Annotated in this window: 26 protein-coding genes; 14 read left to right on the top strand and 12 right to left on the bottom strand. The window is 52.9% G+C overall.

The annotated features are described in order from the left end of the window. Positions 1 to 142 precede the first annotated feature (142 nt). Positions 143 to 406: a rubredoxin gene (locus WC593_10795; GenBank protein ID MFA4825630.1), complete on the top strand. Its 264-nt coding sequence runs from the start codon at positions 143 to 145 to the stop codon at positions 404 to 406. 166 nt (positions 407 to 572) lie between these two features. Here WC593_10795 and WC593_10790 read toward each other — a convergent pair whose 3' ends face one another. Further along, positions 573 to 791 carry a hypothetical protein gene (locus tag WC593_10790; GenBank protein ID MFA4825629.1) on the bottom strand — a complete coding sequence of 73 codons (219 nt, stop codon included), beginning with the start codon at positions 789 to 791 and terminating at the stop codon, positions 573 to 575. Between the two features lie 127 nt (positions 792 to 918). After that, positions 919 to 1,794 carry a 4Fe-4S binding protein gene (locus tag WC593_10785; GenBank protein ID MFA4825628.1) on the bottom strand — a complete coding sequence of 292 codons (876 nt, stop codon included), beginning with the start codon at positions 1,792 to 1,794 and terminating at the stop codon, positions 919 to 921. Between the two features lie 82 nt (positions 1,795 to 1,876). Here WC593_10785 and WC593_10780 point away from each other — a divergent pair, with 82 nt between their 5' ends. The 7 genes from WC593_10780 to WC593_10750 all read left to right on the top strand — a co-directional run bounded on the left by WC593_10780 (position 1,877) and on the right by WC593_10750 (position 5,885). Next, positions 1,877 to 2,449: a hypothetical protein gene (locus tag WC593_10780; protein MFA4825627.1), complete on the top strand. Its 573-nt coding sequence runs from the start codon at positions 1,877 to 1,879 to the stop codon at positions 2,447 to 2,449. A 217-nt stretch (positions 2,450 to 2,666) separates the two neighbouring features. After that, a complete protein-coding gene (locus WC593_10775) occupies positions 2,667 to 3,200 on the top strand; it encodes a YeeE/YedE thiosulfate transporter family protein (protein ID MFA4825626.1) in 534 nt (177 codons plus the stop codon). Further along, the gene (locus tag WC593_10770) at positions 3,200 to 3,721 is read left to right on the top strand and encodes a YeeE/YedE thiosulfate transporter family protein (GenBank protein MFA4825625.1); all 522 of its coding nucleotides are present in this window, start codon (positions 3,200 to 3,202) and stop codon (positions 3,719 to 3,721) included. The genes WC593_10775 and WC593_10770 overlap by 1 nt, the downstream gene beginning before the upstream one ends. Positions 3,722 to 3,733: 12 nt before the next feature. Next, complete coding sequence (locus WC593_10765) at positions 3,734 to 3,961, top strand: sulfurtransferase TusA family protein (GenBank protein MFA4825624.1); 228 nt, start codon at positions 3,734 to 3,736, stop codon at positions 3,959 to 3,961. Positions 3,962 to 4,026: 65 nt separating this feature from the next. Then, on the top strand, positions 4,027 to 5,271 hold the full coding sequence (locus WC593_10760) for a DsrE family protein (protein ID MFA4825623.1): 1,245 nt from the start codon (positions 4,027 to 4,029) through the stop codon (positions 5,269 to 5,271). A gap of 15 nt (positions 5,272 to 5,286) precedes the next feature. Next, complete coding sequence (locus WC593_10755; protein MFA4825622.1) at positions 5,287 to 5,532, top strand: hypothetical protein; 246 nt, start codon at positions 5,287 to 5,289, stop codon at positions 5,530 to 5,532. A 14-nt stretch (positions 5,533 to 5,546) separates the two neighbouring features. Then, positions 5,547 to 5,885 carry a hypothetical protein gene (locus WC593_10750; GenBank protein MFA4825621.1) on the top strand — a complete coding sequence of 113 codons (339 nt, stop codon included), beginning with the start codon at positions 5,547 to 5,549 and terminating at the stop codon, positions 5,883 to 5,885. Between the two features lie 72 nt (positions 5,886 to 5,957). On the opposite strand, the gene WC593_10745 is transcribed toward WC593_10750, so the two are convergent. Next, positions 5,958 to 6,434 (bottom strand): C-GCAxxG-C-C family protein, encoded by a 477-nt coding sequence (locus WC593_10745; GenBank protein ID MFA4825620.1) that lies wholly within the window; start codon positions 6,432 to 6,434, stop codon positions 5,958 to 5,960. A gap of 22 nt (positions 6,435 to 6,456) precedes the next feature. Then, positions 6,457 to 6,993 carry an OsmC family protein gene (locus WC593_10740; GenBank protein ID MFA4825619.1) on the bottom strand — a complete coding sequence of 179 codons (537 nt, stop codon included), beginning with the start codon at positions 6,991 to 6,993 and terminating at the stop codon, positions 6,457 to 6,459. A 258-nt stretch (positions 6,994 to 7,251) separates the two neighbouring features. On the opposite strand from WC593_10740, the gene WC593_10735 reads away from it, so the two are divergent. After that, positions 7,252 to 9,162: a molybdopterin biosynthesis protein gene (locus WC593_10735; protein ID MFA4825618.1), complete on the top strand. Its 1,911-nt coding sequence runs from the start codon at positions 7,252 to 7,254 to the stop codon at positions 9,160 to 9,162. Positions 9,163 to 9,741: 579 nt separating this feature from the next. Here the strand turns inward: WC593_10735 and WC593_10730 are convergent. From WC593_10730 to fdhF (WC593_10715), 4 genes are all read right to left on the bottom strand, one after another. Next, positions 9,742 to 10,995, bottom strand: a complete 1,254-nt coding sequence (locus WC593_10730; GenBank protein MFA4825617.1) for a Coenzyme F420 hydrogenase/dehydrogenase, beta subunit C-terminal domain — start codon at positions 10,993 to 10,995, stop codon at positions 9,742 to 9,744. A 5-nt stretch (positions 10,996 to 11,000) separates the two neighbouring features. Further along, a complete protein-coding gene (gene fdhF, locus WC593_10725; GenBank protein ID MFA4825616.1) occupies positions 11,001 to 13,070 on the bottom strand; it encodes a formate dehydrogenase subunit alpha in 2,070 nt (689 codons plus the stop codon). A 388-nt stretch (positions 13,071 to 13,458) separates the two neighbouring features. Then, the gene (locus WC593_10720; GenBank protein MFA4825615.1) at positions 13,459 to 14,610 is read right to left on the bottom strand and encodes a Coenzyme F420 hydrogenase/dehydrogenase, beta subunit C-terminal domain; all 1,152 of its coding nucleotides are present in this window, start codon (positions 14,608 to 14,610) and stop codon (positions 13,459 to 13,461) included. Then, complete coding sequence (gene fdhF, locus WC593_10715; protein ID MFA4825614.1) at positions 14,611 to 16,680, bottom strand: formate dehydrogenase subunit alpha; 2,070 nt, start codon at positions 16,678 to 16,680, stop codon at positions 14,611 to 14,613. It abuts the gene before it with no gap. A 289-nt stretch (positions 16,681 to 16,969) separates the two neighbouring features. Here fdhF (WC593_10715) and WC593_10710 point away from each other — a divergent pair, with 289 nt between their 5' ends. Continuing rightward, positions 16,970 to 17,566 carry a hypothetical protein gene (locus tag WC593_10710; protein MFA4825613.1) on the top strand — a complete coding sequence of 199 codons (597 nt, stop codon included), beginning with the start codon at positions 16,970 to 16,972 and terminating at the stop codon, positions 17,564 to 17,566. An 84-nt stretch (positions 17,567 to 17,650) separates the two neighbouring features. Continuing rightward, positions 17,651 to 18,289, top strand: a complete 639-nt coding sequence (locus WC593_10705) for a formylmethanofuran dehydrogenase subunit E family protein (GenBank protein MFA4825612.1) — start codon at positions 17,651 to 17,653, stop codon at positions 18,287 to 18,289. 140 nt (positions 18,290 to 18,429) lie between these two features. On the opposite strand, the gene WC593_10700 is transcribed toward WC593_10705, so the two are convergent. Beyond that, positions 18,430 to 18,822, bottom strand: coding sequence for a hypothetical protein (locus WC593_10700; GenBank protein ID MFA4825611.1), 393 nt, complete (start codon positions 18,820 to 18,822; stop codon positions 18,430 to 18,432). 393 nt (positions 18,823 to 19,215) lie between these two features. Further along, complete coding sequence (locus WC593_10695) at positions 19,216 to 20,028, bottom strand: uridylate kinase (GenBank protein MFA4825610.1); 813 nt, start codon at positions 20,026 to 20,028, stop codon at positions 19,216 to 19,218. A gap of 137 nt (positions 20,029 to 20,165) precedes the next feature. On the opposite strand from WC593_10695, the gene WC593_10690 reads away from it, so the two are divergent. The 3 genes from WC593_10690 (at position 20,166) to WC593_10680 (ending at position 22,055) form a co-directional block, all read left to right on the top strand. After that, entirely contained in the window at positions 20,166 to 20,369 is a 204-nt protein-coding gene (locus tag WC593_10690) for a hypothetical protein (protein MFA4825609.1), read from the top strand. A gap of 114 nt (positions 20,370 to 20,483) precedes the next feature. Next, positions 20,484 to 20,822, top strand: a complete 339-nt coding sequence (locus tag WC593_10685) for a hypothetical protein (protein ID MFA4825608.1) — start codon at positions 20,484 to 20,486, stop codon at positions 20,820 to 20,822. A gap of 162 nt (positions 20,823 to 20,984) precedes the next feature. Then, positions 20,985 to 22,055 (top strand): substrate-binding domain-containing protein, encoded by a 1,071-nt coding sequence (locus tag WC593_10680; protein ID MFA4825607.1) that lies wholly within the window; start codon positions 20,985 to 20,987, stop codon positions 22,053 to 22,055. A gap of 177 nt (positions 22,056 to 22,232) precedes the next feature. Here the strand turns inward: WC593_10680 and WC593_10675 are convergent, their stop codons facing one another. Together WC593_10675 and WC593_10670 are read right to left on the bottom strand one after the other, a co-directional pair. After that, positions 22,233 to 23,354, bottom strand: a complete 1,122-nt coding sequence (locus WC593_10675) for a putative sulfate/molybdate transporter (GenBank protein ID MFA4825606.1) — start codon at positions 23,352 to 23,354, stop codon at positions 22,233 to 22,235. A 249-nt stretch (positions 23,355 to 23,603) separates the two neighbouring features. After that, the gene (locus WC593_10670; protein ID MFA4825605.1) at positions 23,604 to 24,494 is read right to left on the bottom strand and encodes a 4Fe-4S dicluster domain-containing protein; all 891 of its coding nucleotides are present in this window, start codon (positions 24,492 to 24,494) and stop codon (positions 23,604 to 23,606) included. Positions 24,495 to 24,511: the final 17 nt, after the last annotated feature.

The following is a 24,511-nucleotide window of genomic DNA, read 5'->3' as shown; positions in this document are numbered from 1 at the left end:
TGATGTATCTTGGTTCTTTTTACCGGTGCCGGAAAAAGGCGGGCTCTCCCCTGAACTCCCCGTTAATTTCAATACGCTAATAAGGTGTGAAAGATAATAGGATTATGTTACCTGATATCAGGGGATAAACGAGGTTATCACGATGGACAAGTACGTATGCATGATGTGCGGTCATATCTATGACCCGGCAGTCGGAGAGACAAAGGCATTCACCACGATCCTGTGCAACTCTTCCACTATGGACAAATACGAGTGCAAGATCATGTCGGCAGCACCGATTAAGGCAGGAACGGACTTCTCCGCCATAACGGCAGACTGGAAGTGCCCGACGTGCGGCCACCCCAAGTCATATTACCGCAAGATGATGCCCGATACGCTTTCTGCGATGCGGACAATCAGCTACTGAAGAACCAATCGTTCACGAAACTTTTTTTTCGTTTCTAAAAAATTTCCTGAAGCCGGAATCCGGTGGGTTTCATGTCTGTACAGGGCACCGGAATACCGGAAGAAAAACAGATCGTAACGTACTGGAGACTTGCATCCATTCGTTAAGACGTGTCAAAGTTCCGGACTCACGACCCGCTGACAGTCGGGATAATTCCGGCAACGGTCTGTTTGTAGAGCCGCTCAGGGAACGTTGCATGGAAGATGGACGCATAGAGCGGATAGGGTACCGGTGCGTGGTACCGTCTTGTCTTGTCTGCAAATACCACTGCCATTGTCCGTGTCTTGACATCGTATCCCAGTTCACGGATACCGTTGGATACGTACCTGTCCCAGACCATGTTCATGGTTTGTATACTCCCGGGCACCACAGGGTGCCTCACGCGGCATTAGAACGGGGGAGACGATAATGGTTGCGGGAATGGGGCCCAATGTTAAAAAAAAGAAGATTAACTTGATCAATCCGATACCGGTCTATCCTTCAATCATCGTTATGATCGTCTTCTTGAACTCATCAAATTCGAGTTCATCTAATTGCTCAGGTAACATCGAGCCCATTGAAGCCTGCCGGTAGATCCAGTAAATGATCTTGTCGATAACCTTGATCACCTCGTCCTGGGTCCTGACCGTTACGAGGTTTCGTCCAAGCTTCGGATGGCGTCCGCGGTGACCCCCCACGGTAATACGGTACTCCGGTTCAGCGCCACGGATGATATGGAACGGGCAGGGCATGATGCAGAACCCGCACTCCATGCACTTGTTCTCTTCGAGGACGATAATGCCGTCCTGGACATGGATCGCTTTCTCCCGGCAATAGTGGGTGCAGGTGCCGCAACCGGTACAAAGCCCGGGGTCACGGATGGGCTTCTGGATGCCGGTGATACCGATCTCGTTGAGCCGCTCGCTCTCGCAGCCGTTCGGGCACGAAGAGATGGCGATCCGCACTTTGACGGGGAGCTCCTTGCCGAAGAATTTTTTGTCAATCTTCTCGGCAAGACCTACACTGTCGATGATGCCGAACTTGCAGTTGCGGGTGCCAAGACATGAAGTGATATTTACCACTTCTTCCCGCTCGGCCCCCAGGGGGGTACCGTTTGTTTCGAGTTCGCTCAGGAGTCCGTCAAGACAGGATGGATCGACATGAGGGAACTCGATGGTCTGGCGGGTGGTGAGGTGGATCTTCTCAACCCCATACCGGCCGGCAATCTCTCCCACCTCTTTCATCTGGGCTGGTGTGATCATGCCGGCCGGCATTCGCAGGCGGACGATACAGAAGTCTGGGTCGCGTTCGGTGATGATCCCGCCGCGGGTAAAAAGATCCTGGTTGATGGACCTGGGTGGTCGTACCATATCAAGCAGCTATGGGGCGTGTTAACTGATAGATATTGCCACTGTAACAATGATTATAGCATTTGATTACCCATATGTACCTATGACGAAGCAGTCCGAATATATGGAGGCTTTTTTCGGGGTGGAGCTTAACCAGAAATTTGAGGATATGATCAATGAGCTCAAGGATGCCGAGGAGAGCCTTAAGGAACTCTCACGGGATATCGGGAAACTGGGCCCGAACCTCGGGCCCGAGGAGGCAAAGGAGCTCAACAAGGAATGCCGGGCGATTGCCTACGAAAATGCCCAGCAGATCAAGGATGTCCGGACCTTCCTTGACTTCTACTTAAAGTCAGACAAAGCCTCCACCCACATCATCCTCGAACGGGATACTTACATGAAGATCTACCAGATCTTCAAGTGGGACGGCTCAGATGTGCGGGACTTGAAACGCTGGATCAAAGAGCTCCGGGAGCTCTGCGATAAAATCGGCCTGAACATCCGGGATCTCGTAAATTTCAAGAAACTGACCGCCCAGCCTGTACCGGACGAGCTCGTAAAGTTCCCGGTCTATGCATTCGACCGGCAGGGCTACTGCCTCGCCGGCTCTGCCTACGATATGGTCATGCACATCGATGAAGTGCGGGAAAAGATAGCAGAGAATGCAAAGGAATAATCCAGCGTTTCTTTTCTCCTGCTTCCATTTTTTTATATCGTAAGACGGGATCCCCTGGTTTTGTTGTGCATTACGGCAGGTTATCCTATCTCCCTTCTGACAGATCCGCGTGATTGTCAGCGATCCGTACAGTGCGAATAAAATATATTAATTTTTTAGAGTTAACTTATCAAATAATTTCATTAAATTTATTTACCATGGACAGAAACGTATGATCATGGCCGAAACCAGGGCAAAAACAGAAGAGCATGCATCGTGCCTTGATACCCTTGCACGGAACCCGCTGTATGTCGGGCTCGCGATCGGTATCCTTGCCGCGCTGATGCAGGTATTGTTGATCAGTGCAGGAGGACCGGAAGCCTACGGGTTCTGTGTTGCCTGCCACACCCGCGATGTTGTTAACGATGCGGTGAACTCATTTGCCGGCACCAAACTCGCCATTGCTGCAATCTCCCAGAACGCGATCCTCCCGGTAATGACCGTCATTGGTGTCCTGATTGGGGCTTTTACATCGGCGAAATATTACCAGGAGTTCAAAACCAAAACCGGTAAACCGGTATCGTATGTATGGTACCTGCTGGGCGGGCTCTTTTTCATGATCTTCGCTCTCTTCATGGGTGGCTGCCCCTACCGCATCGGTCTCCGTATCGGGTACGGCGATGTGGTTGCGTTAATCGGGCTTGTGGCCATCGTTGCCGGTGTCCTAGTGGGAATAAAAATTGCCACCGCTATGGCGGAGCGTGAGGAATAATGGTCGCTTCAGGCTGGCTCTCCAGGGACACCGCGATCATCGCTGTTCCCATCGTCACGCTCCTCTTTGGTATCCTCATCGGGTGGCTCGGGCAGAGGTCCGGGTTCTGCTCGATTGGCGGGTTCCGTGATTTCTTCATGTTCAAACACACCCGGCTCCTGTACGGGTATCTCGCCCTTATTGGCGGGGCGTTTGCCGGGTACCTTGTCTTCTGGCTCATCACGCCGTCAGCATTCGAAAATTTCTTCTGGTTGATCGGGAAGGGTCTCATGCCCGTGCCCGGTGCACCGGCGAACCTCACGGTCGCTGCGTATATCGTTCTTGCTATTATCGGGGGGATTGCAGTCGGGCTCATCGGAGTTCTTCTCGGAGGGTGCCCCCTCCGGCAGGTAGTCATGACATCGGAAGGAAACATCAAATCCCTCTGCTTTGTCATCGGCATGTGTATAGGCGCAGTTGTATTCGCTGCATGGGTGTCCGGCTGGGGCGTCGCCCTCTTAAAAGGACTGGGGATTGCATAACGGAGCGGTACAATGACAACAAAAAACCTTGACATTACCGGAAAAGTCTGCCCGTACTGCCTGCTCGCGGTACAGAAAGCCGCAGCCGCAATGAAACCCGCAGACGAGCTGGTCATCGCCTGTGACCACCCCTCGGCGGCAACGACTTCCATCCCGCAGTATGCACAGGATACCGGCATGGGTATGGAATCGAAGAAGATCTCCCCGGGACAGTGGGAGATCCGGCTTACGAAAAATTAACCTGATTGTGTTAACAAAACCGATAAATAATCTGATTCGTGAATCTTAGAGAAGAGAAAGTATCCATGACCTCACATTTTTACCTGCTCGGCGGTCCGATAACCCCGGAACGCCTCTCCTGGATTGAGGAGAGCCTTAAATTTTTCTTCGTAAAACTGAACCCGGAGAACCTTCTGCACCATACGAAATCAAAGGGTTCCATATTTACCTTTCTTTTAACGGGTGATGCACTATACAGCCTCCAGAACCCGCAGACTGTTCCGGTCTGGGAGATCATTCTTTCGATGCCATCGGTGAAGATCATCTGCGACTCAAAAGAACTCGAGCTTCGCGGGATCTCGGCCGGGCGCCTGAAGATGAAGAACCCCGAACAGGTGATCGACCGGAACAGCCTGGCACTCAACGGCCAGCCCTCATTCTGGAAGGATGTGCTGAAATTTGCACGGCAACATGAGCAACCGGTGCCAAGCACGGTGGGCTACCTGCAGCTGGAGTCCCCCTATATGCACCAGTCGGCCCACGCGGCCCTCCAGTATCTTGATGCCGGCGTGGAAGCCCATGCCTCCGTGGACCTGTACGCGTACCTTGATGGCGTCCATGCCGGGCATCTCGGACAGAATCCCTCGGAGTGCGAGAACATCGGCACCGGGCTCGAGGCGGTGAACGATAAAGCGCAGAAGAAGGGGCTCTCCTGCCAGATGATCGCCTGCGGGCGGTGTGCCGCAGCCCGGGGATATAGTACCTGGGACGACGGGCAGGGCGTGGTAATCTCGACGTGCTCAATCAAACCGTTCAGGATCCGGAACCTCAAGGAGATAATCGACCAGTTCGAGCGCAACCATGTCATCCTTGCAAAGGATAGTGCATATATCCATCTGAAAAAAGAGGGGCAATCGTCCTCAACCACTAAGTCGGAGGACGAAAGGAAACCCCCCATCACCATCCTTGTCACCCGGCGCCCCTATGGCACGGAAATGGCATTTGGTGCGATCTCGTTTGCGGTTGCCTGTGCATACGAGGGAATCCAGACACGGGTTATTTTCATCGAGGATGGGGTATACGCTCTCATGGGCGACCACAAGCTGGAGAAGGGCACGCACTTTTTCAACCTGCAGGAGGTTGTCGATGCCGTTGCGGGAAGCAAAAATCTCCAGTTTTTCGTGTTCCAGCCCTCGTTAACCCTCCGGGGAATCTCAAAGAACAGGAAACTGAATGCTGTGCTCGATATCGGGATTCCGGAACTGGGGCAACTCCTCTTCTATCCCCCTAATGGCGTATCGGCAAGCCACCAGAGGGTTATCTTCTTCTGAAACGGACCGTGAAGTATGACAAGCGAACCAGCAGAGATTCCGGATTTTTCAAACCTCACCTGCACAAGCTTAATGATTCGCTTAAAAATACTCCTGAAAAAGGCAGGGCCGGATACCCCGGTTGAATGTATTGTCCGCCGTGATCAGCGGGACACGATCGATGTGCCGTTCTCCCATACCGGGTATGACGTGAAGATATGGAAGATGGACAACAACCGTTACCGGGTGAGCCTGATGAAGAAGCCAGGCTCAGATCCCTGATATTACCACGGCCCATGATCCACGAGATTCACCCGATTTTTTCCCGGCATGACCGGCAGTACTGCATCTTCTCCGTCTATGGCAGGCATGAGGAGTTCCTCTATTATTCTCACATGTCCCGCCCGCTCCGTTCATTTATGTTCGGCAGGGATTTCATCTGCCAGCTGCCTCGGCTCATGGAAAATAAGGATCTCTGCATTGAGTGCGGGCTTGGATTATCAGTGGCAGGGGGTGTTGCCTTTGACAATGGGGATTGCATCGCGTGGCACTATTCAATAGAGAAGGCTAACCAGGTCCTTTTCGCTCTGAGTGAGAAACTGGGAGATGAGGGCAGATGGATCGCATTGTTCTAAAAAGAGAATATACATCCGGGTGTGTATTTTACCCATAATCTGCGCCATATCCTGTTTTTCCCCATAATCCCGTCAGGAAATACGGTGCTGACCATCCCCGGTTTCCCGGAGAATAATCTTTGCGGTTTCCTCTGCTACTTCTCCGGTGAATGCGATGCACTGCCGGAGGTGTTCGGGAGATTTCAGTACCATGCCATGGATAAGGGTACGGCAGCAGAGACAGCCGTGCCTGCGGATGAAGAGTGCATGCAGTTCCCGTGAAAGGGCGAGACACCGGTCAATGCTGGGATCACCTGGATCTTTTCGTCCAAAGACCATTCCGATCGCCATTACCCCGCCGGTAACGGCACCACAGGCACAACCCGCACTCCCGATACCGATAGGAAACCCGGACGCCATCCGGACTACGTCATCGGCATAGTTGAGCCCGAATTCATCGTTGATGGTCTTCACGATCGCTTCAGAGCAGTAAAACTGCCCGGTCCGGTAGTACTCCTCAGCGATCTCCCTGATATGGGCCGGGTCGACTGGCTCATTTGGTTCATGCATGCACATACTCCCCGGGTGCCGGTTATTTCTGGAGCCGGACGTCGGCCTTCAGTGCGATCGCATGCTGGATAGTGAACATACCCATGCAGCGCTTGAGGGCGTACTCTTTTAAGTCCTTAACCTGTGACCCGGTCGCATCACCCTTGACATCCATGATGACCCGGTACTCGCTGATGAGCGGGCTCTCGCCAAGGTCGAACTGGGTGGTGTAATCAAGGTCTGCTTCGACTTTTGTCCTGACGGAGGTTAGCCGTATGTTTCTCATGGCGGCTTCAGTGACAAACGTGCTGGAATAACATGCGGCAAACCAGAAGAGGCCGAATGCCATCGGACCAGGGCGGTAGCCGGGGCCGGCAAAATTCGGGTGGCTTGCCTCCATCGTGTAGGTGCCATCCTTTACCTTGACCGTCGAGCGGAACTGCGGGCCGCTATTCTCAAAGAGCCAGTCGCCTTCTATTTTTGCAGTAAATTTTGCTTCATTTGGATCTTTTCTGAGGGCTTCTTTGTAATCCTTCACCTGCTTGGTATCGATGTTGTTCAGGTTCATGGTTGTTAACACAATAAATTAATTTAATCATATAGTTAAAATAATTTGGTAAGTACTCATGAGATCGAATCAGAAGGGAGGTTAACATTTGCCGGATATCACGATACAAATCTGTGAAGAAGTCCGGTCCTCAAACGATTTGTTTATTGAGAGAAACATTACGACAATATTTTACGTTTACAAAAGCACATTGTTAATGAAAGTAGTTGATTGAGGATCCGTCATGGGTAAACGAGATCTTGTAATAGAAGCGGAGATTACGGGGGGAATATGGTAAAACGCTACCTCGAGCTCCGCTCTCTTGATGAAGCGCTCGCCCTCCTCACCTCATCCTTTGTGATCCCCCACAGGACTGAAAAAGTCCCGGTCATGCAGTCGGCCGGGCGGGTCGTGGCAGAACCGGTATTTGCGAAATATTCCGTGCCGGAGGTGAACATCTCTGCCATGGACGGAATCGCGGTCAGGAGCCGGGACACCATCGGGGCGGGCGACCGGAACCCGGTAACCCTGGACCATTTTGCCCGGGTCAATACCGGCAACATCATCCCTCCGGAGTTTGACGCGGTCATCATGATCGAGGATGTCTGGGAGGCAGGCAACCGATTCCAGATACGAAGGACGGCTACACCCTGGCAGCATGTCCGCCCTGCCGGAGAAGATATCAAGGAGAACCGGCTCGTGCTGCCGACAGGCCATATAATCCGGCCGTTCGATATCGGGGCACTGGCTACGTACGGGATTACAACGGTCAGGGTCCTTGCCGTCAATGTCGGGATTATTCCCACTGGCAGCGAGCTGGTCCCGCTCGGTGTCCGACCCGCGCCGGGGCAGGTGGTGGAGAGCAACACGATCATGGCGCTCGTCTTCCTTAACCAGATGGGGGCACACTGCACCCGCTTTCCCATCGTACCGGACGATCCCGATCTCATTCGAGAGGCCCTCAGCAGAGCGGTGAAAGAGAATGACCTGGTCATTATTTCCGCGGGCTCTTCGGCCGGTACACGGGACTTCACGGAAAGTGTTATCCGGTCGCTCGGCGAGCTGATCTTCCATGGTGTGGCAGTCAGACCGGGTAAACCGGTAATGCTGGGAAAGGTGGAGGGAAAACCTGTTCTCGGGCTGCCGGGTTACCCGCTTGCTGCCCAAACGGCCCTCCGGGAATTTGCTGCACCCCTGCTGGAATCGTGGGGGTTTCCCCCGGCACCCCGCTCTCCGGTGACGGTCCGGCTGGCACAGCCGCTTGTTTCGGATCCCGGGTTTGACGATCTCGTGCCAGTCTTTGTCGGCCGTATCGGCTCTAACCTCATTGCAACCCCGTATATAAAAAAGGCCGGTGTCCAGATGGCGACGGTAAAGGCTAACGGTTACACCCGTATCCCGGCGCGGGTGGAAGGTTATGAGGCAGGTACCGAGCTTGAGGTCCTCCTCACTACGGATCCGGGAAGCATAGAACGTACGCTCATCCTGACCGGCTCGCTGGACCCCTCGTTAGAGGAACTTACCTGCCTTGCCCATGATGAGGGGCTCTATATCCATGCCAGTAACCCCGGCAATACCGGAGCACTCCTCGCCCTTAAAAACAATACCTGCCATGCGGCCCCGCTGAGCCTGCCGGCACGGTCCCTGCTGACTTCATACCAGCCCTTCATCAAATACCTTGAAGCCGGTGATCTTGCCTTTATCCATATCGCCACGCTCGAACTGGGTATTGCATCCAGTGACGGACTGGGAGTCAAAGATCTCTTTCGTGTCCGGTTCATCAATACACGGAAAGAGTCACCTGCCCGGATGGTTCTCGATACTCTGCTGGCCCAGGAGGGCATTGATCCGTCCCAGGTGAACGGGTACCTGCAGGAAGTGCATGGTCCCCCGGCAGTAGCAGCCGCTGTCCGGAACGGGTTTGCCGATGCCGGAATGTGCACGTCCAGCGTTGCCAGCGCCGCCGGACTCCGGTTTGTCCCGGTTGCTTACGAAGACTATGAGCTTGCAGTGCGCAGGGAGATGCTGGCAGACCCCCGGATCCGCACGCTCGTATCGCTTATCCAGTCCCCTGCGTATCGCGCGATCCTTGCAAAGACCGGGGGCTATGATGTCAGCCTCACCGGCACTATCCGGGTGCTGAACGGCGAACATACCCTTGCCCCGTTGTCACCGGGAAGCCTGCCGGCCGGGTATATCTGAAAATAATAACAGATCCGCTGCTCAAAGGTTTGCGAATCAAGGGAAATTTTCGGCTTTGTAGAAACGGGCATGAACCATTAAGTTCACTCCCAAATCATGAAAATCGTTTTTATGATTCTTCCCTGCCTCAGGGCCTCTCTTTAGGCACGGCGGGGCAATGAGGTTTCAACAGATTATTCATCAAAACCGCCGCGGGGGCGTCCCTTTTTGGTGCGGCGGCGTTCATCGCAGTTGAAGAAAGGATACATCTCCATTTTTTCCAAATAATCTGATTTTCATAAGAAATCCTGTTTTATCCTGAGATTCGGTTATATTCTTTTAGTATTTATGAGAGTGACCCCCTCTCTCCCCCAGAGGGGGAGGCAACGAGAAGGGGAGCGCCCCCTTGACCCCCGGCAGTATTTTTACTAACCTTTTGTGGGCCTATCCCTGTGTGGAGGGATGCCCAAGTGGCAGGGGCGAAGGCATCATATGCCGTAGCCCCCAAGAGCGGTCCATGATAAAAACCGATGATTTCCACAGAGCCGGAATTTTTCTATTTTTTTCGACTAAAAAAAGATTCGTTCAGGAAGAAAATTTTCACTTCTTGGTGAACGGGTTAAAGACGTTGTCGTAGACCATGTCACTGCCGGTATTGTGAAGCCGGCCACGCTCGGTCTTCTCCTCTGCAAAGGCAAGGAGCGGGAGTTCCATGTCGACACCCGGCACATGGCCGAACATCTTCTCAAGCTCGACCTGCTGGGCGTGCATGAAAAGGGCATTGGGGATTTCCGCGGGGCAGATTTCCTCGCACTGGCCGCAGTTCACGCAGGAATCTGCGATATGAGCGTACCGGATCAGGTGGAACATGAAGTTGACCGGCAGTTCGCCGGGCGGAACATAGGCCGGGTTCTTGGTCGTGCATTCGACGCAGTAACAGATCGGGCAGGTCTCGATACAACCATAGCACTTGATACAGCGTGCGGTCTCGGCCATGATCTTCTTCAAGCGATCCTTACCATCGCCAAGCGCCTCGAAGTCGTGCTTCCGCCACTTGTCGCCGAGCTTGAACATCGCACCTTCGACCTTTGCCCGGATCTCGAGACCCTTGGGGTTGGCCGGTGCGGTTGTCATGATGCCTTTCTTGACGGCGCCGTCAACAAGGTTTGCTCCCTTTTCGGAGCAGACTTCAACAAAGGTTGCTTTTCCGGCCTTGTCGCCGATGACGCCCCAGTTACCGCAGGCAAGGTCTGCCTGCCGTGGGATCTTCATCTTGCAGCGGCGGCAGTTGCTGCGCCGGCCATAGCCTGCTTCTTCGAGCTCGTCAACGGAGATCCCCTTGTGGCCTCCTTCGTACTCGATGATGAACTGGCCCTTGTCGATCTCTTCCTTGTGGACCTTTTCCGGGTCAACACCATACTTTTCAGCGATCATCTTGCGGGCAGTGACCGGGCTGACCGATCCTCCGCAGTTGACACCGATCATGATGATGTTGTCAAGGTTGATCTGCTTGCGCTTGGCGAGTTCGTAGAACGCCATTGCATCGCAGCCCTTGACGGTAACCCCGATCTTCTTGTCCTCTGCCCCATCAAGATATTTCTTGACCAGTTTGGGCAGCAGAAGCGTTCCGCAGTGGAGCGAACCGGCAGTCTTGATAAGATCCTTGGGGTCGGTGATGATGACCGGCTTTGCATCGTAGAGGTCAACACCCTTGGTTACGGCAAGGACTGCGTCAACCATCTTGGATTCAAGGGCATACTTCCAGAGGGAAGTTACTGCGCCCCCGAGCTCGGCTTTCTTCTGGATTTCGGCGTCGTTGGTCCACGCATAGAGCATATCTCCTTTCTTGGTCATGGTGTTCAGGCCTCCTTGATCTTCTCAACCTTGACAGCACAGTGCTTGAGTTCCGGCATCTTGGAGAGCGGGTCGAGTGCTGTGTTGGTGAGGTCGTTTGCACCATGGGCAAAGTGCATGGGCATGAACAGAACTTTCGGGGCGACATCATCGGTTACGCGTGCAATAGCGATGGATTCGCCACGGCGGCTTGTAACCTTGACCTTCTCGTACGGCTTGATGCCGAGTTCCTTTGCATCCAGTGTGTTCATCTGCATGTAGTTTTCAGGTACATCGTTGTGCAGGGTCGGGCTCCGGTCTGTCTGGGTCCGGGTGTGGTAGTGGAAGATGATACGACCGGTCATGAGCGTGTACGGGTACTCTGCGTCGGCGACTTCCGCGGGCGGGCGGTACTCGAGGCCGAACATGGTGCCCTTGCCATCTGCTGCGGAGAACTTTCCTACGTGGAGGATCGGGGTTCCCGGGTGCTCGACAGTCGGGCAGGGCCAGTGGACAGATTCAGGTTTTTCCATCTTTTCGTAGGTTACGCCGAACTGGCCGGGGGTGACTGAGCGCATGTCGTCCCAGACATCCTTTGCGGTCTTCCAGTCAAAGCCCTTGAGGCCCATCTTCTTTCCGAGCATGCCGATGATCTCCCAGTCATATTTCGACTCGCCGGGACCGTCAACGGCTTTCCTTACACGGTTGACACGGCGCTCGCCGCTGGTGAATGTGCCGTCTTTCTCGGCAAAGCAGGTGCCGGGAAGGACAACATCTGCGTACTCGCAGCTCTCGGTCCAGTAAATATCCTGGATAACAAGGAAGTCGAGTTTGTCAAGGGATCTCCTTACGTGGTTCGAATCAGGGTAGGAGACCACAGGGTTCAGGCCGAGGATGTACATCGCCTTGATCGGGTCACCGCACTGGGTGATCTGTTCGGTTAAGGTGACACCATACCAGTCGGGAAGGGTTCCTTCTTTCATGCCCCATGCCTTCTCCATCTTGGCACGGTTCTCGGGGACGGCAACTGCCTGGTAGCCGGAGAAGACGTTCGGGTATGCACCCATGTCGCAGGCACCCTGCACGTTGTTCTGTCCACGGAGCGGGTTAACACCGACACCGGGGCGTCCGACATTTCCGGTGAGCAGTGCGAGGTTCCCCATGGACCGGACATTGTCGGTACCGGTGGTTAACTCGGTGATGCCGAGGCAGTAGATGATGACTGCATTCTTTGCATTTGCATACTGGCGGGCAAACTCTTTGACCGTCTCTTGCGGGACACCGTGGATTTTCGTAGCGTCAGCATAATTCTCGACAGTCTTTTTGAGATCCTCAAAGCCTTTCGTGCGTTCCTTGATGTACTCCTTGTCCTCAAGGCCTTCCTTGATGATGTAGTACATCATGTTGTTGGCAAGGGCGATGTGGGTCGACGGGGTGAACCGGATCCACTTGTCAGCAAGCCGTGCAGTCGGGCTGAACCGGGGGTCAACGACAACGATCGGGATGCCCTTCTTCTTGGCCTGCATGACGCGGCGGCCGGCGAGGGGGTGGGCCTCAACTGCATTGGAACCCCACATGACGATGAGGTCCGCATTCAGGACATCTTCGAACGGGTTGGTGGCTGCACCGGAACCGAACGAGAGCGAGAGACCGGCAACAGACGGTCCATGGCAGATACGGGCACAGTTGTCGACGTTGTTGGTCTGGAAGGCAACACGGGCCCACTTCTGCAGGGCATAACAGTCCTCATTCACGGTACGGCACGAGGTATGGAAACCCAGCGCCCTGGGGCCGCCCTGTTTGTGCGCCTCTGAAAACTTCTTTGTAATCAGGTCAGTAGCTTCGTCCCACGAGGCTTCCTCGAACTTGTCACCCTTCTTGATCAGGGGTTTGGTCAGCCGGCCGGGCTTCTGGACGGTTTCCCAGCAGGTCGTACCTTTCGGGCAGAGCTTGCCTTCGTTGATCGGGGACCGCTTGTACGGTTCGACACCAACGAGCTCATTCCCATTGGATACGAGGTTAAGGCCGCAGCCAACCCCGCAGTAGGGACAGGTCGTTGCTGTATACTTAAGAGAATCCTTATTTAGTTCGCTCATTGTCTATCACCATAATTTTACCGGTAAAACCCATTGCAAAACAGGTTTCCTAAACCATTTTGTTAATTGAATGTAGTTATAAAGGGTAAGTTGGTGTAAAAACAATATATAGGTTTTGAAATTATCGTAAAAATTGATTAACAATGGTGGGTTTATAAGGTAAAAACGATGTTTATACACTCAAAAAAAACGACAATCACGGTAAAAAATGGGGGGTTTTCCCAAACGTGAGAGAATCTGGATTGATGATGGTCCTGATCTCTCCGTTTTATGGTTCACTTAGATATTTGATGAGATAGTATACTCCACCCGGGCGATTATGGGTGCACAGTCACATCCCGTCAGGATGCGGCTATCAGGATGTGTCCGATTTTTCCCAATTAAAAAATTAATTGGTGTAAGCTGATTTTCCCAGCTTTGGTTCAAAGAACTTGTCTGCCTCAGTCCGGATCGCGTGCGAGAAGAGCGCCAGCGGAATTTCCGAGGGGCAGCATTCTTCGCACTGCCCGCAGTTGATGCAGGAGTCGGAGATGTGTGCAAATCTGCGGAGGTGGAACATCGGGTCGGGCGGGATGAAACCATGGCGGATCATCAGGTCAGGTTGCGTGAACTTGTCATCACGGGTAACACAAACCGGACAATGCTCGATGCACGCCATACACTTCATGCAACGGCCGGTCTCCTTCGTTATGGTATCCCAGAGGACCGGTGCGAGTGCTTCAAAGTCGTGCTTTCGCCATTTGTCGCCAAGCTTGTACATTGCATTTTCAACCTTGGCGCGGATCTCAATACCCTTGGGGTTTGCGGCTTCTGTGGCAAGTTTATTGGCTTTGACGGCTCCGTCAATGAGTTTTGCTCCCTTATCGGAGCAGACCTCGACGAAGGTCGCCTTGCCGGCCTTGTCGCCGATGACCCCCCAGTTCCCGCAGGCAAGGTCTGCCTGACGGGGGACTTTTAGCTTGCAGCGGCGGCAGTTGGACCTGCGGCCGAAGCCGGCCTCTTCGAGCTCATCCATGGCGATACCCTTGTGGCCGCCCTCGTACTCGATGATGAACTGGCCCTTGTCGATCTCTTCTTTGGTGACCGTGTTCGGGTCGACGCCAAACTTTTCCTTGATCATTTTTCGTGCGGCAACCGGGCTGACCGATCCTCCGCAGTTGACACCGATCATAACGATGTTATCGAGGTTGACCAGCTTGCGCTCTGCGAGCTCAAGGAGGCCCATCATGTCGCAGCCCTTGACAACCAGTCCCAGCTTCTTCCCGGCCATCCTGGGTGCGTACTCCATCACCAGTTTGGAGAGGAGGATGGTTCCACAGTGGAGCGAACCGGCGCACGCGTCAAGGTCCCTGGGGTTGGTAACAAGCACCGGGACCGCGTCGTACAGGTCAATGCCACGCTTTACGGCAAGCACTGCATCAACGGTCTTGCTCTCGAGTGCATACTTGAGAAGCTCGGTGACCGCACCGCCGCATTCCGCCTTCTTTAAGAGGCCGGCATCATTGGTCCATGCATAGAGCATTTCGCCTTTCTTTGCCATTTACTTCGCCCCCGCAATCTTTTCGATCTTTATAGCACAGTGCTTCAGTTCCGGCATCTTGGAGAGCGGGTCGAGCGCAGTGTTGGTTAGGGTGTTTGCCCCCTTGTGGAAATGCATAGCCATGTACGTAACACCAGGTGCAACGTCATCGGATACGTGAGCGAGGGTTTCAATTTCACCACGGCGGCTTGATACCTTGATCTTCTCATTTTCCTTGATGCCGAGTTTCTTTGCATCAATGGTGTTGATCTGGATATAGGACGCTGGTACCTCATAATGCAGTTGTTTGGCACGGTCGGTCTGGGTCCTGGTGTGGTAGTGGAAGATCACACGCCCGGTCATGAGCGTGAACGGATACTCTGCATCCGCTACTTCTGCTGGTGGGCGGTACTCGAGACCGAACATGGTGCCCTTGCCATCCGCTGCGGAGAACTTCCCCACGTGGAGGATCGGAGTTCCCGGGTGATCGATGGCCGGGCAGGGCCAGTGGACTGATTCGGGTTTTTCCATCTTCTCGTAGGTTACACCAAACTGGCCGGGAGTGACTGAGCGCATGTCGTCCCAGACATCCTTTGCTGTCTTCCAGTCAAAGCCCTTGAGACCCATCTTCTTGGCAACCATGCCGATGATCTCCCAGTCGTATTTCGACTCGCCGGGGCCGTCGACAGCCTTCCGGACACGGTTAACACGGCGCTCGCCGCTGGTGAACGTCCCGTCCTTCTCGGCAAAGCAGGTGCCGGGCAGGACAACGTCTGCATACTCGCAGCTCTCGGTCCAGAAGATATCCTGGATGACGAGGAAGTCGAGTTTGTCAAACATCTTCATGACATGGTTCGAGTCCGGGTAGGAGACCACCGGGTTCAGACCCAGGACCCACATTGCCTTGACAACAGCGCCGCAGTCATTGATCTGCTCGGTCAGGGTTGATCCATACCAGTCGGGCAGGGAACCTTCCTTCATGCCCCATGCCTTCTCCATCTTGGCACGGTTGTCAGCAACTGCAACAGCCTGGTAGCCGGAGAAGACGTTCGGGTATGCACCCATATCGCAGGCGCCCTGCACATTGTTCTGGCCACGAAGCGGGTTGACACCGACGCCGGGGCGGCCGACATTGCCGGTGAGCAGCGCGAGGTTGCCCATTGAACGGACGTTGTCGGTACCGGTGGTTAACTCGGTGATGCCGAGGCAGTAGATGATGACCGCATTCTTTGCCTTTGCGTACTGGCGGGCTAACGATTTGACGGTCTCGAGCGGGACACCGTGGATCTCCTCGACATCGGCATACTTCTCGACAGTCTTCTTGAGGTCCTCGTAGCCTTTCGTACGCTCGTTGATGAACGCCGTGTTCTGGAGGCCTTCCTTGATGATCCAGTACATCATGGAGTTGGCAAGCGCAATGTGGGTTGATGGAGTGAACCGGATCCACTCGTCCGCAATCCGTGCCGTTGCACTGAACCGCGGGTCAACAACAATAACCTTGATTCCTTTCTTCTTGGCCTGCATGACGCGGCGCCCGGCAAGCGGGTGAGCCTCGACTGCGTTGGAACCCCACATGATGATAAGGTCGGAATTCAGGACATCTTCGAACGTGTTGGTAGCCGCACCGGACCCGAACGAGAGCGAGAGACCCGCAACAGAAGGTCCGTGGCAGATACGTGCACAGTTGTCGACGTTGTTGGTCTGGAATCCCACGCGCGCTAACTTCTGCAGGGCATAGCAGTCCTCGTTGACGGTACGGCACGAGGTCTGGAAACCAAGGGACTTGGGGCCGTTCTTGTCGGAGATTTCCTTAAACTTCTTTGCAATCAGGTCAATAGCTTCTTCCCAGGTAGCGTCCACGAACTTACCGTTCTTCTTGATCTTCGGCTTAGTCAGCCGGTCGGGACTGCCGACATGTTCCCAGCAGGTCATCCCCTTCGGGCAGAGCTTGCCTTCGTTCACCGGGCTTCGCTTATAGGGTTCTACACCGACAAGCTTCCCTTCATTCACCACGAGGTTCAGACCGCAGCCTACCCCACAGTACGGACAGGTCGTCGGTACATACTTAAGAGTACTTGAACTATCACTCATTCTATCACCAAACTTCACGGGTGCTTCCGGCCTAAAATGGCCGTGGCATCCGTGCACACACCTCACGTCACCTATCGTGACGGTACCAGCAAAATTAGTAAATTAATTCTGCTTGATTATTGTTCTAAGTAAACACTATATTTATATATTCTGAAAAATCTCCTATTATCGGAGATTATCTGGGGGCTTTTCAGATTCCGGGCATGAATATGCGTTGGGTGGGGTGCAAGTCGATTATTCCGGGAATTACTCCCCGCTGTAAAATGCAGTACAGATGGGGGCTGTCACGGTGAGGTTACGCCCCCTGCCGCCAATGCTTACCCATGTTGTGCATACGGCGCTCCAGGTATGTGACAGAACAGAATATCATGGAGGGGGGTCGTGCAGATCCTGTGGCGGTACTCTGTCAGGCTATGACACCCGGGTTAAACGGTTCGCACTTCTCTTTGACGAAAGCGACCATACGGTCGAGGTGATCATTCACCGGTCGTACTGCCGGGACTGCGGGCGGATCTGGATGCCTGATGACCCATTCTATCCCGGGACACGGGTGGGATCACCGGTCGTAGATCTCTGCCGGACGCTCGCAATGACAATGACCTGCGGGCAGGTAGCCACGCGGCTCGGCCAGATGGGAGTAAAGGTCGACCGGTGGAGCGTGCGTTCCTATAGCTGTTTGGCCTTTGCCCCGCCACCAATGGTTGCTGCATTCGGCATCAATGTTCCGGTTTCAATAATCTCCCTGTCAACGCTCGCCACAACCGTTGGTGATGCCGGTCGTGCCTGTGGCGACGATGTGCTTGCCGCTTGCTATTATCCTTCCCGGACCAGATCGCTTTCCTCGTCATCCGTCTCTGGAACAGACAAAAACGCCGGAGGAATGTGAACAGTGTATCATCCCGCATCCTGCGTTTATTAAAACCAGTTACTTTTCATAACATGTTTATCAGATAATAATTAACGTAGGATCATGCAAGCAGGTCACCCTGAAGAAATGCCCGATGCACTGAAAGCCAGTATGGACAAATGCGGGGTACAGCCAGAACTCCAGCAAGAGGTCATCCGCCTGTCAGAATTCCATACCTACCCGGCACCCGGCGTCCTCATCGGGGCATTCATGGTGGATTATGCACTGGAACTGCTCGGGGTAACCGCGGATAAAAAACTGTACGGGGTCTGCGAGACGCCCAAGTGTCTCCCGGATGCCCTGCAGGTAATAGCCCGCTGCACGACCGGCAATAACCGGCTCCGGGTCGTGCCCATCGGGAAATTTGCTATCACGCTTAATGCTCCTGCCGACAGTGAAACCGCAGATGCCGTGCGGGTGTACGTGGATCTGGAGAAACTGAAAAAATATTCCATGATCGATACCTGGTATGCAAATAGCCCGGCCTACAACAAACATACCATGAAAGGAGTTTTGCAAGACGAGATATTCCGTGCCGGACGAAAGATTCTCTCATTTGAGCGGGTCCGGGTCACGGTGAAAAAAAAGAAGAAATGGTCTTCGGTCACCTGTCCCTGCTGCGGTGAGACCGTCCCGGATTACCTGATCGAAGGGGATCGCTGCGGGGCCTGCGGTTCGATGAAATATTATGAGAAGATATGAACCGTAATATCCGGCTCGCAAACGGACCAATAACATTTTTATTTGAATGATTATCAGATTGCCCCGGGACAGGAAGAAGTGCTACCTCCTGTAAGTGCCGGGTAAAAAAGGGGAGATTTTGGGCACGACATCAGGGGTTTTTATGTTTTCCGGACAGGTTTTTTCACCCAGGTAAGTTCCTTACCGTCAAAGGCAAAGGATTTCATGACAAAAATTTTCAGATCTTTTGGCATCTTTGATGTATCTGCAAATGCGGGTACGATGATCGCATAATCATAGCGCGGAATGGTCCCGTCAAAAACCGGCTCCGGGCGGATAAGATCGTCAATCATATCAAGGGTAACCTCTTTTTTAAAGGTAACCAGAATCCGGACGATCTCCAGGTACCCGTTGTTCATCCGCTTAACAAGAACAATCGTATCATATCCGGTCCCCTTCTTTTTCAGGGTTATCTTCCAGCCGTCGTAGCTGGAGTAAAGGTGCTTTATCTCCTGCAATACAAAATCATGCATGATGTCAGTGCAGATACCCATGGGTGATCAGTTAACATACTTTGTTTAAAAATAAAAATTCTCGGTTATATACTTTTAACTAACACGAAATGTTTATTGAATCTGTTCACCAGGGGGGTATTCCCACCAGCGAGATACTGTTTTACATGATGGAAAATATACCCGATGAAATCTAAAGCGGGATCTGCTTTCGTTAAAATAAAATAATTAACAAAATCCTTTTATTAACAAGAAATTAACACTATTCTGCCCACAAAATCGGGCGGGTCAGGTAAAAAAAACCGGTTGGTACGGTATCCGGCATCATGCCACGATGTCTGAACTTCTGACCTAGTCGTCATTTCCCGGACGCGGCTGCCAGTCGTCGTATCACACCTTTACGCGGCCGCACCGGTGATAAAAAAGAGAAGCGGGTTACTCTGCCCGGATGATTGTCCCGATATTTTTCCCGTTGATCGCTTTTTCGATATTGCCGCGTTTGTGGCAGTTGATGATCCGAACTTCCCGGATGTTGACTGCATTGTTGAGGAGTTCAACGACCATCCGCTCGACAACCAGATCTTCGAGATCGAGCTTGATCAGTTCCTTTGCCGTAATATCCCGGATCAACTCTGCGTCGGGATTTTTTCTCGGGTCTTCCATATACAGCCCATCAACGTTCTTTCCGATGATGCAGCTCTTTGCACCGAGCACTTCTGCGATCAGGAACGCGCCGGTGTCGGTGCGGTGCGGGGGGATCTGATCATTCCTGGCCGGGTGCTCGTAGAGCCCGTACGGGGGGGTGCCGTGAATGACCGGCAGGATACCGAGTTTCAGGAGCATCGGGAGTTCGAGGAGATCGCCCGTATGGATACGCTGCCCATTGAATTTTGAGAGAAGGATCGAGACCATGATCGCATTCTGCTCGGAGATCTTTGCCGAGAGTTCCGCAAGGACGCCGGTGGGCATGCCGAGGTCCATTCCGATATCCATGATATGGCGGACCCGCCCGCCACCACCTGTGACGACAAGCAGTTTGTGCTTTTTGGATACGGTCCCAATCTCTTCGCAGAGCGGGTGCATGACTTCGCGCCCGTAATCGATTGCCCCGTGCCCCCCGATCTTGATGATATTGATGTCCGGTGCAATGCGAATCTGTTCGGAAGCTTTCCGCTTCGTCTTCATCATTCCTTTCCGGACGAGCGTCTCACCCTGGAGGCCACTCTGAAGTTCAAATCGCTTTTTCATGTGCCATCAGCCTACAAGCCTATCACCATGGAAAGTTATAAGTTCTTGTAAACCAGTTGATATACCAGAGCCAGTACGATCCCGGCACCAAAGATTGATGAGCTTTTAGGATCAGTAATGGCATGGAGGAAAAGACCATGAAGATCTATGTGCGTGAGCGCCAGAAAGTCGGAGAGGGTGTCGAGTCACCCAAGTTCCGCATCATTGCCGTCACCGGTGGACAACTCCAGGTTGAGGCAACCCATTTCCGGAAGTTTGAAGTCGAGCAGATCGCCAAAGATGTTGGCGCTGAAGTCGTGTTCATGAAGCCGGTAGCCGATGAACACAAGAAGAAACACTAACCTTTTTTTTTGAACAAAAATTCCAGCTGTGCTGGCAATGCAGAATTCTGATATCACGAGTATTTGCTAAGCCTCTTTATGGAAGTATGTACAATTATTCCATGAAGATCCACTATGGCCGCCCTTTCCGTTGATATCCTGTTTGACGCCGCAGTCCGGATCCAATTGCTGGAGCGCTCGATCACCGTCACCTATGCCGATAATTCCATCCGGCTGAAGTTCCCGACAACACGAAGACTTGCAGAATTTCTCAATGTCCAGCATTATTATGTCCTGCCCTATTTTGCCATGATGGAGCAGGACGAGCTGGTCACCCGGGCTGAACGGGTTGGGATCATTACAACCGCAAAAGGCAGCCGTAAAATGATAGGGCTCATGAAGGACAAATACCATAATGAATGCAGTGAAATTCTCGGCGCGGCAATTTTCGAAGAATTGCTCAAAAAATGCTGAAGAGATTAACCAACCCAGATATAATTTAATGTTAACAAATATCGAATGTCAATAATAAATCATTGAAACCATCTGATAACCAATTGGTAAGCAGATGTTTTTAACTCGTGCGAAAAAGAAACATTGAATAATGTTCCTATCGACCGGTATTCCGGTTTAACTATGACAAAAAATGTGCATGTAGGATTAATTGCAGCAGTATGCGTACTGTTGCTCCTTGCAACCTGCTTTGCAGGATGCACGAGCCAGACACCGGCCACCCCCGCTACCCCAACCGCGGTTGCAACGGCGGCTGCACCCCAGACGCTCCTCATCGCAACGACCACGAGCCTGTACGACACCAAGCTTCTCGACTATCTCCAGCCAATATTTGAGAAGAAGTACAATGTCCAGCTCAAAATAACCTCGCAGGGAACCGGCAAGGCAATCGAGCTGGCCCAGCGCGGTGACGCCGATGTCCTGCTCGTTCACTCGCCAAGCCAGGAACTGACATTCATGAAAAACGGCTATGGCCTGAACCGGCGCTCGTTTGCCTCAAACTCATTTATTATTGTAGGCCCGGCAAATGATCCCGCAGGGATCAAGAATATGACTCCCGAGAAAGCAATGACAACGCTGCGCCTGAAAGGCACCAACAAGACGGCAGGTATTTACTTCATATCCCGTGGCGATGGTTCCGGCACTCACTCTGCTGAGAAGACCGTCTGGTCCAAGGCCGGATACAACTACACAACACAGGTCCAGAAATCCGGGGACTGGTACATAGAAGCCGGCAAGGGAATGGGAGAGACCCTCCAGATGGCAAGCGAGAAAGGCGCTTACACGCTGACCGATGAAGGAACATTCCTTGCGTACAAGACCAACCTCAACCTGGTACCGGTTGTCAGCAAAGGTGCAAGCCTGTTGAACATCTACAGCGTGATGACCGTCTACAACGACAAGCAACCTGCTGATAAGATCAAGATGGCTAACAACTTCGTCAACTTCCTCATTGACCCGCAGACCCAGAAGGACATCGGCAGCTTTGGAGTCGACAAGTACGGAAAGGCCCTCTTCATCCCCATGAGCGTCGAAGTTCCGACTGCAACAGCAGGATGGGTAGGGGATTACAGCACGCCGGCAACCGCGATTGCACCGGCAACCGCTTCAGCAACCGGTGCATCTTCTGCAGCATCTCCCGCTGCAACAACGGCAGCGGTAACCACGGCAGTCCGTGCACCCGGGACAAACTAATCCTTTTTTTTAAAAAAACCCGCATGAAGCCAAAGACTTCGCACCAGAGCAATGAAAATATTGCTCTCCAAACTCAATTTCTATGTGTTTGCACTATCGTCAACAGATTTTAAAAATTTTCATGACAAAATGCAGATGCCCTGAATATTTTCCTATCTTGAAAGAAGACAGAAAATATCAGTTGATATCCTGTGAACCCTTCTTCTTAATCAAATCGGCACTATACGCAAGGACCATCCCCACAATAAAAGCCAGCGTCATCGAGCTGACCAGCGCGAGGATCCCGATGACCCCTGTGACAATGAGGGAATCAGTCTTAAAACTGTGCCGGCTCATCTCGATCCCGACAAAGATAAGGAGTGCCCCGAGCACACCAACCGCGATGATAGAGAGGACCTGCGGTGAGGAAAAGAAAAGGGCGAGGATGATGAAGATCAGGCCCGCATACACATTTGCCCCCCCGGTCCGTGCGCCGTACCGGTACTGCCCGGCCATCCCTCCGGCTCCATGGCACATCGGAAATCCGCCGAACGGGACGGAGAAGATGTTCATAAGACCAATGCTTGTCGAGAATTTCTTTGGCGGGACATCCTGCTTGAACAGATCTTTTGTCAGGAGAGTGGTTGCAAGGATGGCATTGGTGATGGTAAGAACAACCTGGGGTAGCACCAGGGTTGAAAAAGCAGATGAGAAATCCGCAGGCACGGGAATCACAAGCTGCGGGGCCGGGATCAGGCTGAGGGGAGGAACACCAGATAGTGCGATTCCTGCGACAAGACCAACACCTATGACCACGATCGCAGAGAGGTCCGGGATCGACCGGTAGCGTGCAAGGAGGTAAAAGCCGGCGATGATGCCGATACCAATCATAAAGAACAGGGGATCCTTCACCACGAACCCCAGGGATGAGCGGAACAGGAGCAGCGCCAAGCCGAGCTGGATTCCCCGCACAACACTCTGCGGTACCCATTTTTCGATAACTGCGAAGAACCGGCCATAGCCGAGTACGAGAAATATGACCCCGAGGATAATACCGGCTGCCGCGATCTCCCCGCTGCTGATGGAGCCGGCGATAACGATCACCGCAACTGCCTTCATTGGCTCCAGCGGAATAGGCAGACGGTAATACAGGCCGGTGAGAATGAACCAGATCCCAAAGAAGAGGAGGATATACCGGGCATTGACATCCGAGACCAGCGCAACGGCAAGGATGAGCGGGATGATCGTCCCGAAATCCCCGAGCGATCCCGCCAGCTCGGAGAGGTTGAATCGCAGGGGTGGCAGGGAAGTATCGGACACGGTTATCAGGGGCCTGGCTCACGTACGGGTATGCTTCTGGGTTCAGCCATTACAGGGCGGATAACTTGCTGGCAATCAATCATGATCAACTATTTTGCTAAACTTCTGGTTTCGTTCTAACAGTTGAATGATTTTTGCAATCTTTATCCTTTCTGGATCAGTCCATTGCATGTTACGGACGATAAACACCAAATCTCTTTTTTTTTATTATCCATCTGTCGATTTTAAAAAAAGAGGGACCCTGCACCCTTATCGTGTTTTTGCTGAAGTATTGTTTGCCGCAGGTTTTGCCTGGGTAATAATATCCTGCCGGAATTTTTCGAAATGGAGTTCATCGAGCTGCTCTGACAGGAGCCTTCCGCTCCAGGCACGGCGGTACACCCAGTTGACTATTTTATCAATGGTTGTCAGCACCTCTTCTTCAGTCTCTACCGTCAACAGTACCCTGCCGATCCGGGGATGTCTCCCTCTCCTCCCGCCAACCGTGATGAGAAAATGCCGGTGTTCCGCTTTCAGGAGATCAAAATGGCAGGACTGGATGCATACCCCGCACTCGACACATTTCGTTTCATCGAGTATCGAGATGCCGTTTTTAATCCGTATCGCCTTCTCTTTGCAATACTCGACGCAGGTCCCGCACCCGGTACAGAGACCGGGAGTCCTTAAGGGGCGAACTCTCCCAATGACACCGATCTCGTTGAGCATGGGACTTGTGCAGGCATTCGGGCAGGCCGACAAAGCGATGCGCATCTTTACCGGCATCTCCTTGCCAAATAATTTCTGGTCGATTTTTTTTGCGAGACTGATGGTGTCGATATTTGCAAATTTGCAGCGCTCAATCCCGGGACATGCGATGATATTGACAATCTCATCTTTTTCCGAACCAACCGGGGTTTCGTTCTTTGCAAGCGCTTTTTCGACTTTTTTTAGCAGAACCGGATTGACATGCGGGATCTCCAGGGTCTGGCGGGTGGTGCAGTGAACCGTGCCCGTGCCGTATTTTTTCGCAATGTGTGCAATCCCCCGTATCTGTTCAACGGAAAAAATACCCGCCGGGGCCCGGATGCGGATCGTGCAGAAATCTGCATCTCGTTCGGTGATGACGCCCCCTTTCATATGAATGCCAAAATCCGTGCGCATTGATCAGTATTAGGTAA

This window comes from Methanoregula sp., assembly GCA_041645435.1.
GTDB lineage: Archaea > Halobacteriota > Methanomicrobia > Methanomicrobiales > Methanospirillaceae > Methanoregula.
This window is presented reverse-complemented; position numbering and strand designations above follow the sequence as displayed.

Bases quoted from the DNA above. Each gene is read 5' to 3' on its own strand.
- WC593_10795 (MFA4825630.1), top strand. From the start codon at position 143: ATGGACAAGTACGTATGCATGATGTGCGGTCATATCTATGACCCGGCA.
- WC593_10790 (MFA4825629.1), bottom strand. From the start codon at position 791: ATGAACATGGTCTGGGACAGGTACGTATCCAACGGTATCCGTGAACTG.
- WC593_10785 (MFA4825628.1), bottom strand. From the start codon at position 1,794: ATGGTACGACCACCCAGGTCCATCAACCAGGATCTTTTTACCCGCGGC.
- WC593_10780 (MFA4825627.1), top strand. From the start codon at position 1,877: ATGACGAAGCAGTCCGAATATATGGAGGCTTTTTTCGGGGTGGAGCTT.
- WC593_10775 (MFA4825626.1), top strand. From the start codon at position 2,667: ATGGCCGAAACCAGGGCAAAAACAGAAGAGCATGCATCGTGCCTTGAT.
- WC593_10770 (MFA4825625.1), top strand. From the start codon at position 3,200: ATGGTCGCTTCAGGCTGGCTCTCCAGGGACACCGCGATCATCGCTGTT.
- WC593_10765 (MFA4825624.1), top strand. From the start codon at position 3,734: ATGACAACAAAAAACCTTGACATTACCGGAAAAGTCTGCCCGTACTGC.
- WC593_10760 (MFA4825623.1), top strand. From the start codon at position 4,027: ATGACCTCACATTTTTACCTGCTCGGCGGTCCGATAACCCCGGAACGC.
- WC593_10755 (MFA4825622.1), top strand. From the start codon at position 5,287: ATGACAAGCGAACCAGCAGAGATTCCGGATTTTTCAAACCTCACCTGC.
- WC593_10750 (MFA4825621.1), top strand. From the start codon at position 5,547: ATGATCCACGAGATTCACCCGATTTTTTCCCGGCATGACCGGCAGTAC.
- WC593_10745 (MFA4825620.1), bottom strand. From the start codon at position 6,434: ATGCATGAACCAAATGAGCCAGTCGACCCGGCCCATATCAGGGAGATC.
- WC593_10735 (MFA4825618.1), top strand. From the start codon at position 7,252: ATGGTAAAACGCTACCTCGAGCTCCGCTCTCTTGATGAAGCGCTCGCC.
- WC593_10730 (MFA4825617.1), bottom strand. From the start codon at position 10,995: ATGACCAAGAAAGGAGATATGCTCTATGCGTGGACCAACGACGCCGAA.
- fdhF (MFA4825616.1), bottom strand. From the start codon at position 13,070: ATGAGCGAACTAAATAAGGATTCTCTTAAGTATACAGCAACGACCTGT.
- WC593_10720 (MFA4825615.1), bottom strand. From the start codon at position 14,610: ATGGCAAAGAAAGGCGAAATGCTCTATGCATGGACCAATGATGCCGGC.
- fdhF (MFA4825614.1), bottom strand. From the start codon at position 16,680: ATGAGTGATAGTTCAAGTACTCTTAAGTATGTACCGACGACCTGTCCG.
- WC593_10705 (MFA4825612.1), top strand. From the start codon at position 17,651: ATGCAAGCAGGTCACCCTGAAGAAATGCCCGATGCACTGAAAGCCAGT.
- WC593_10700 (MFA4825611.1), bottom strand. From the start codon at position 18,822: ATGGGTATCTGCACTGACATCATGCATGATTTTGTATTGCAGGAGATA.
- WC593_10695 (MFA4825610.1), bottom strand. From the start codon at position 20,028: ATGAAAAAGCGATTTGAACTTCAGAGTGGCCTCCAGGGTGAGACGCTC.
- WC593_10690 (MFA4825609.1), top strand. From the start codon at position 20,166: ATGAAGATCTATGTGCGTGAGCGCCAGAAAGTCGGAGAGGGTGTCGAG.
- WC593_10685 (MFA4825608.1), top strand. From the start codon at position 20,484: ATGGCCGCCCTTTCCGTTGATATCCTGTTTGACGCCGCAGTCCGGATC.
- WC593_10680 (MFA4825607.1), top strand. From the start codon at position 20,985: ATGACAAAAAATGTGCATGTAGGATTAATTGCAGCAGTATGCGTACTG.
- WC593_10670 (MFA4825605.1), bottom strand. From the start codon at position 24,494: ATGCGCACGGATTTTGGCATTCATATGAAAGGGGGCGTCATCACCGAA.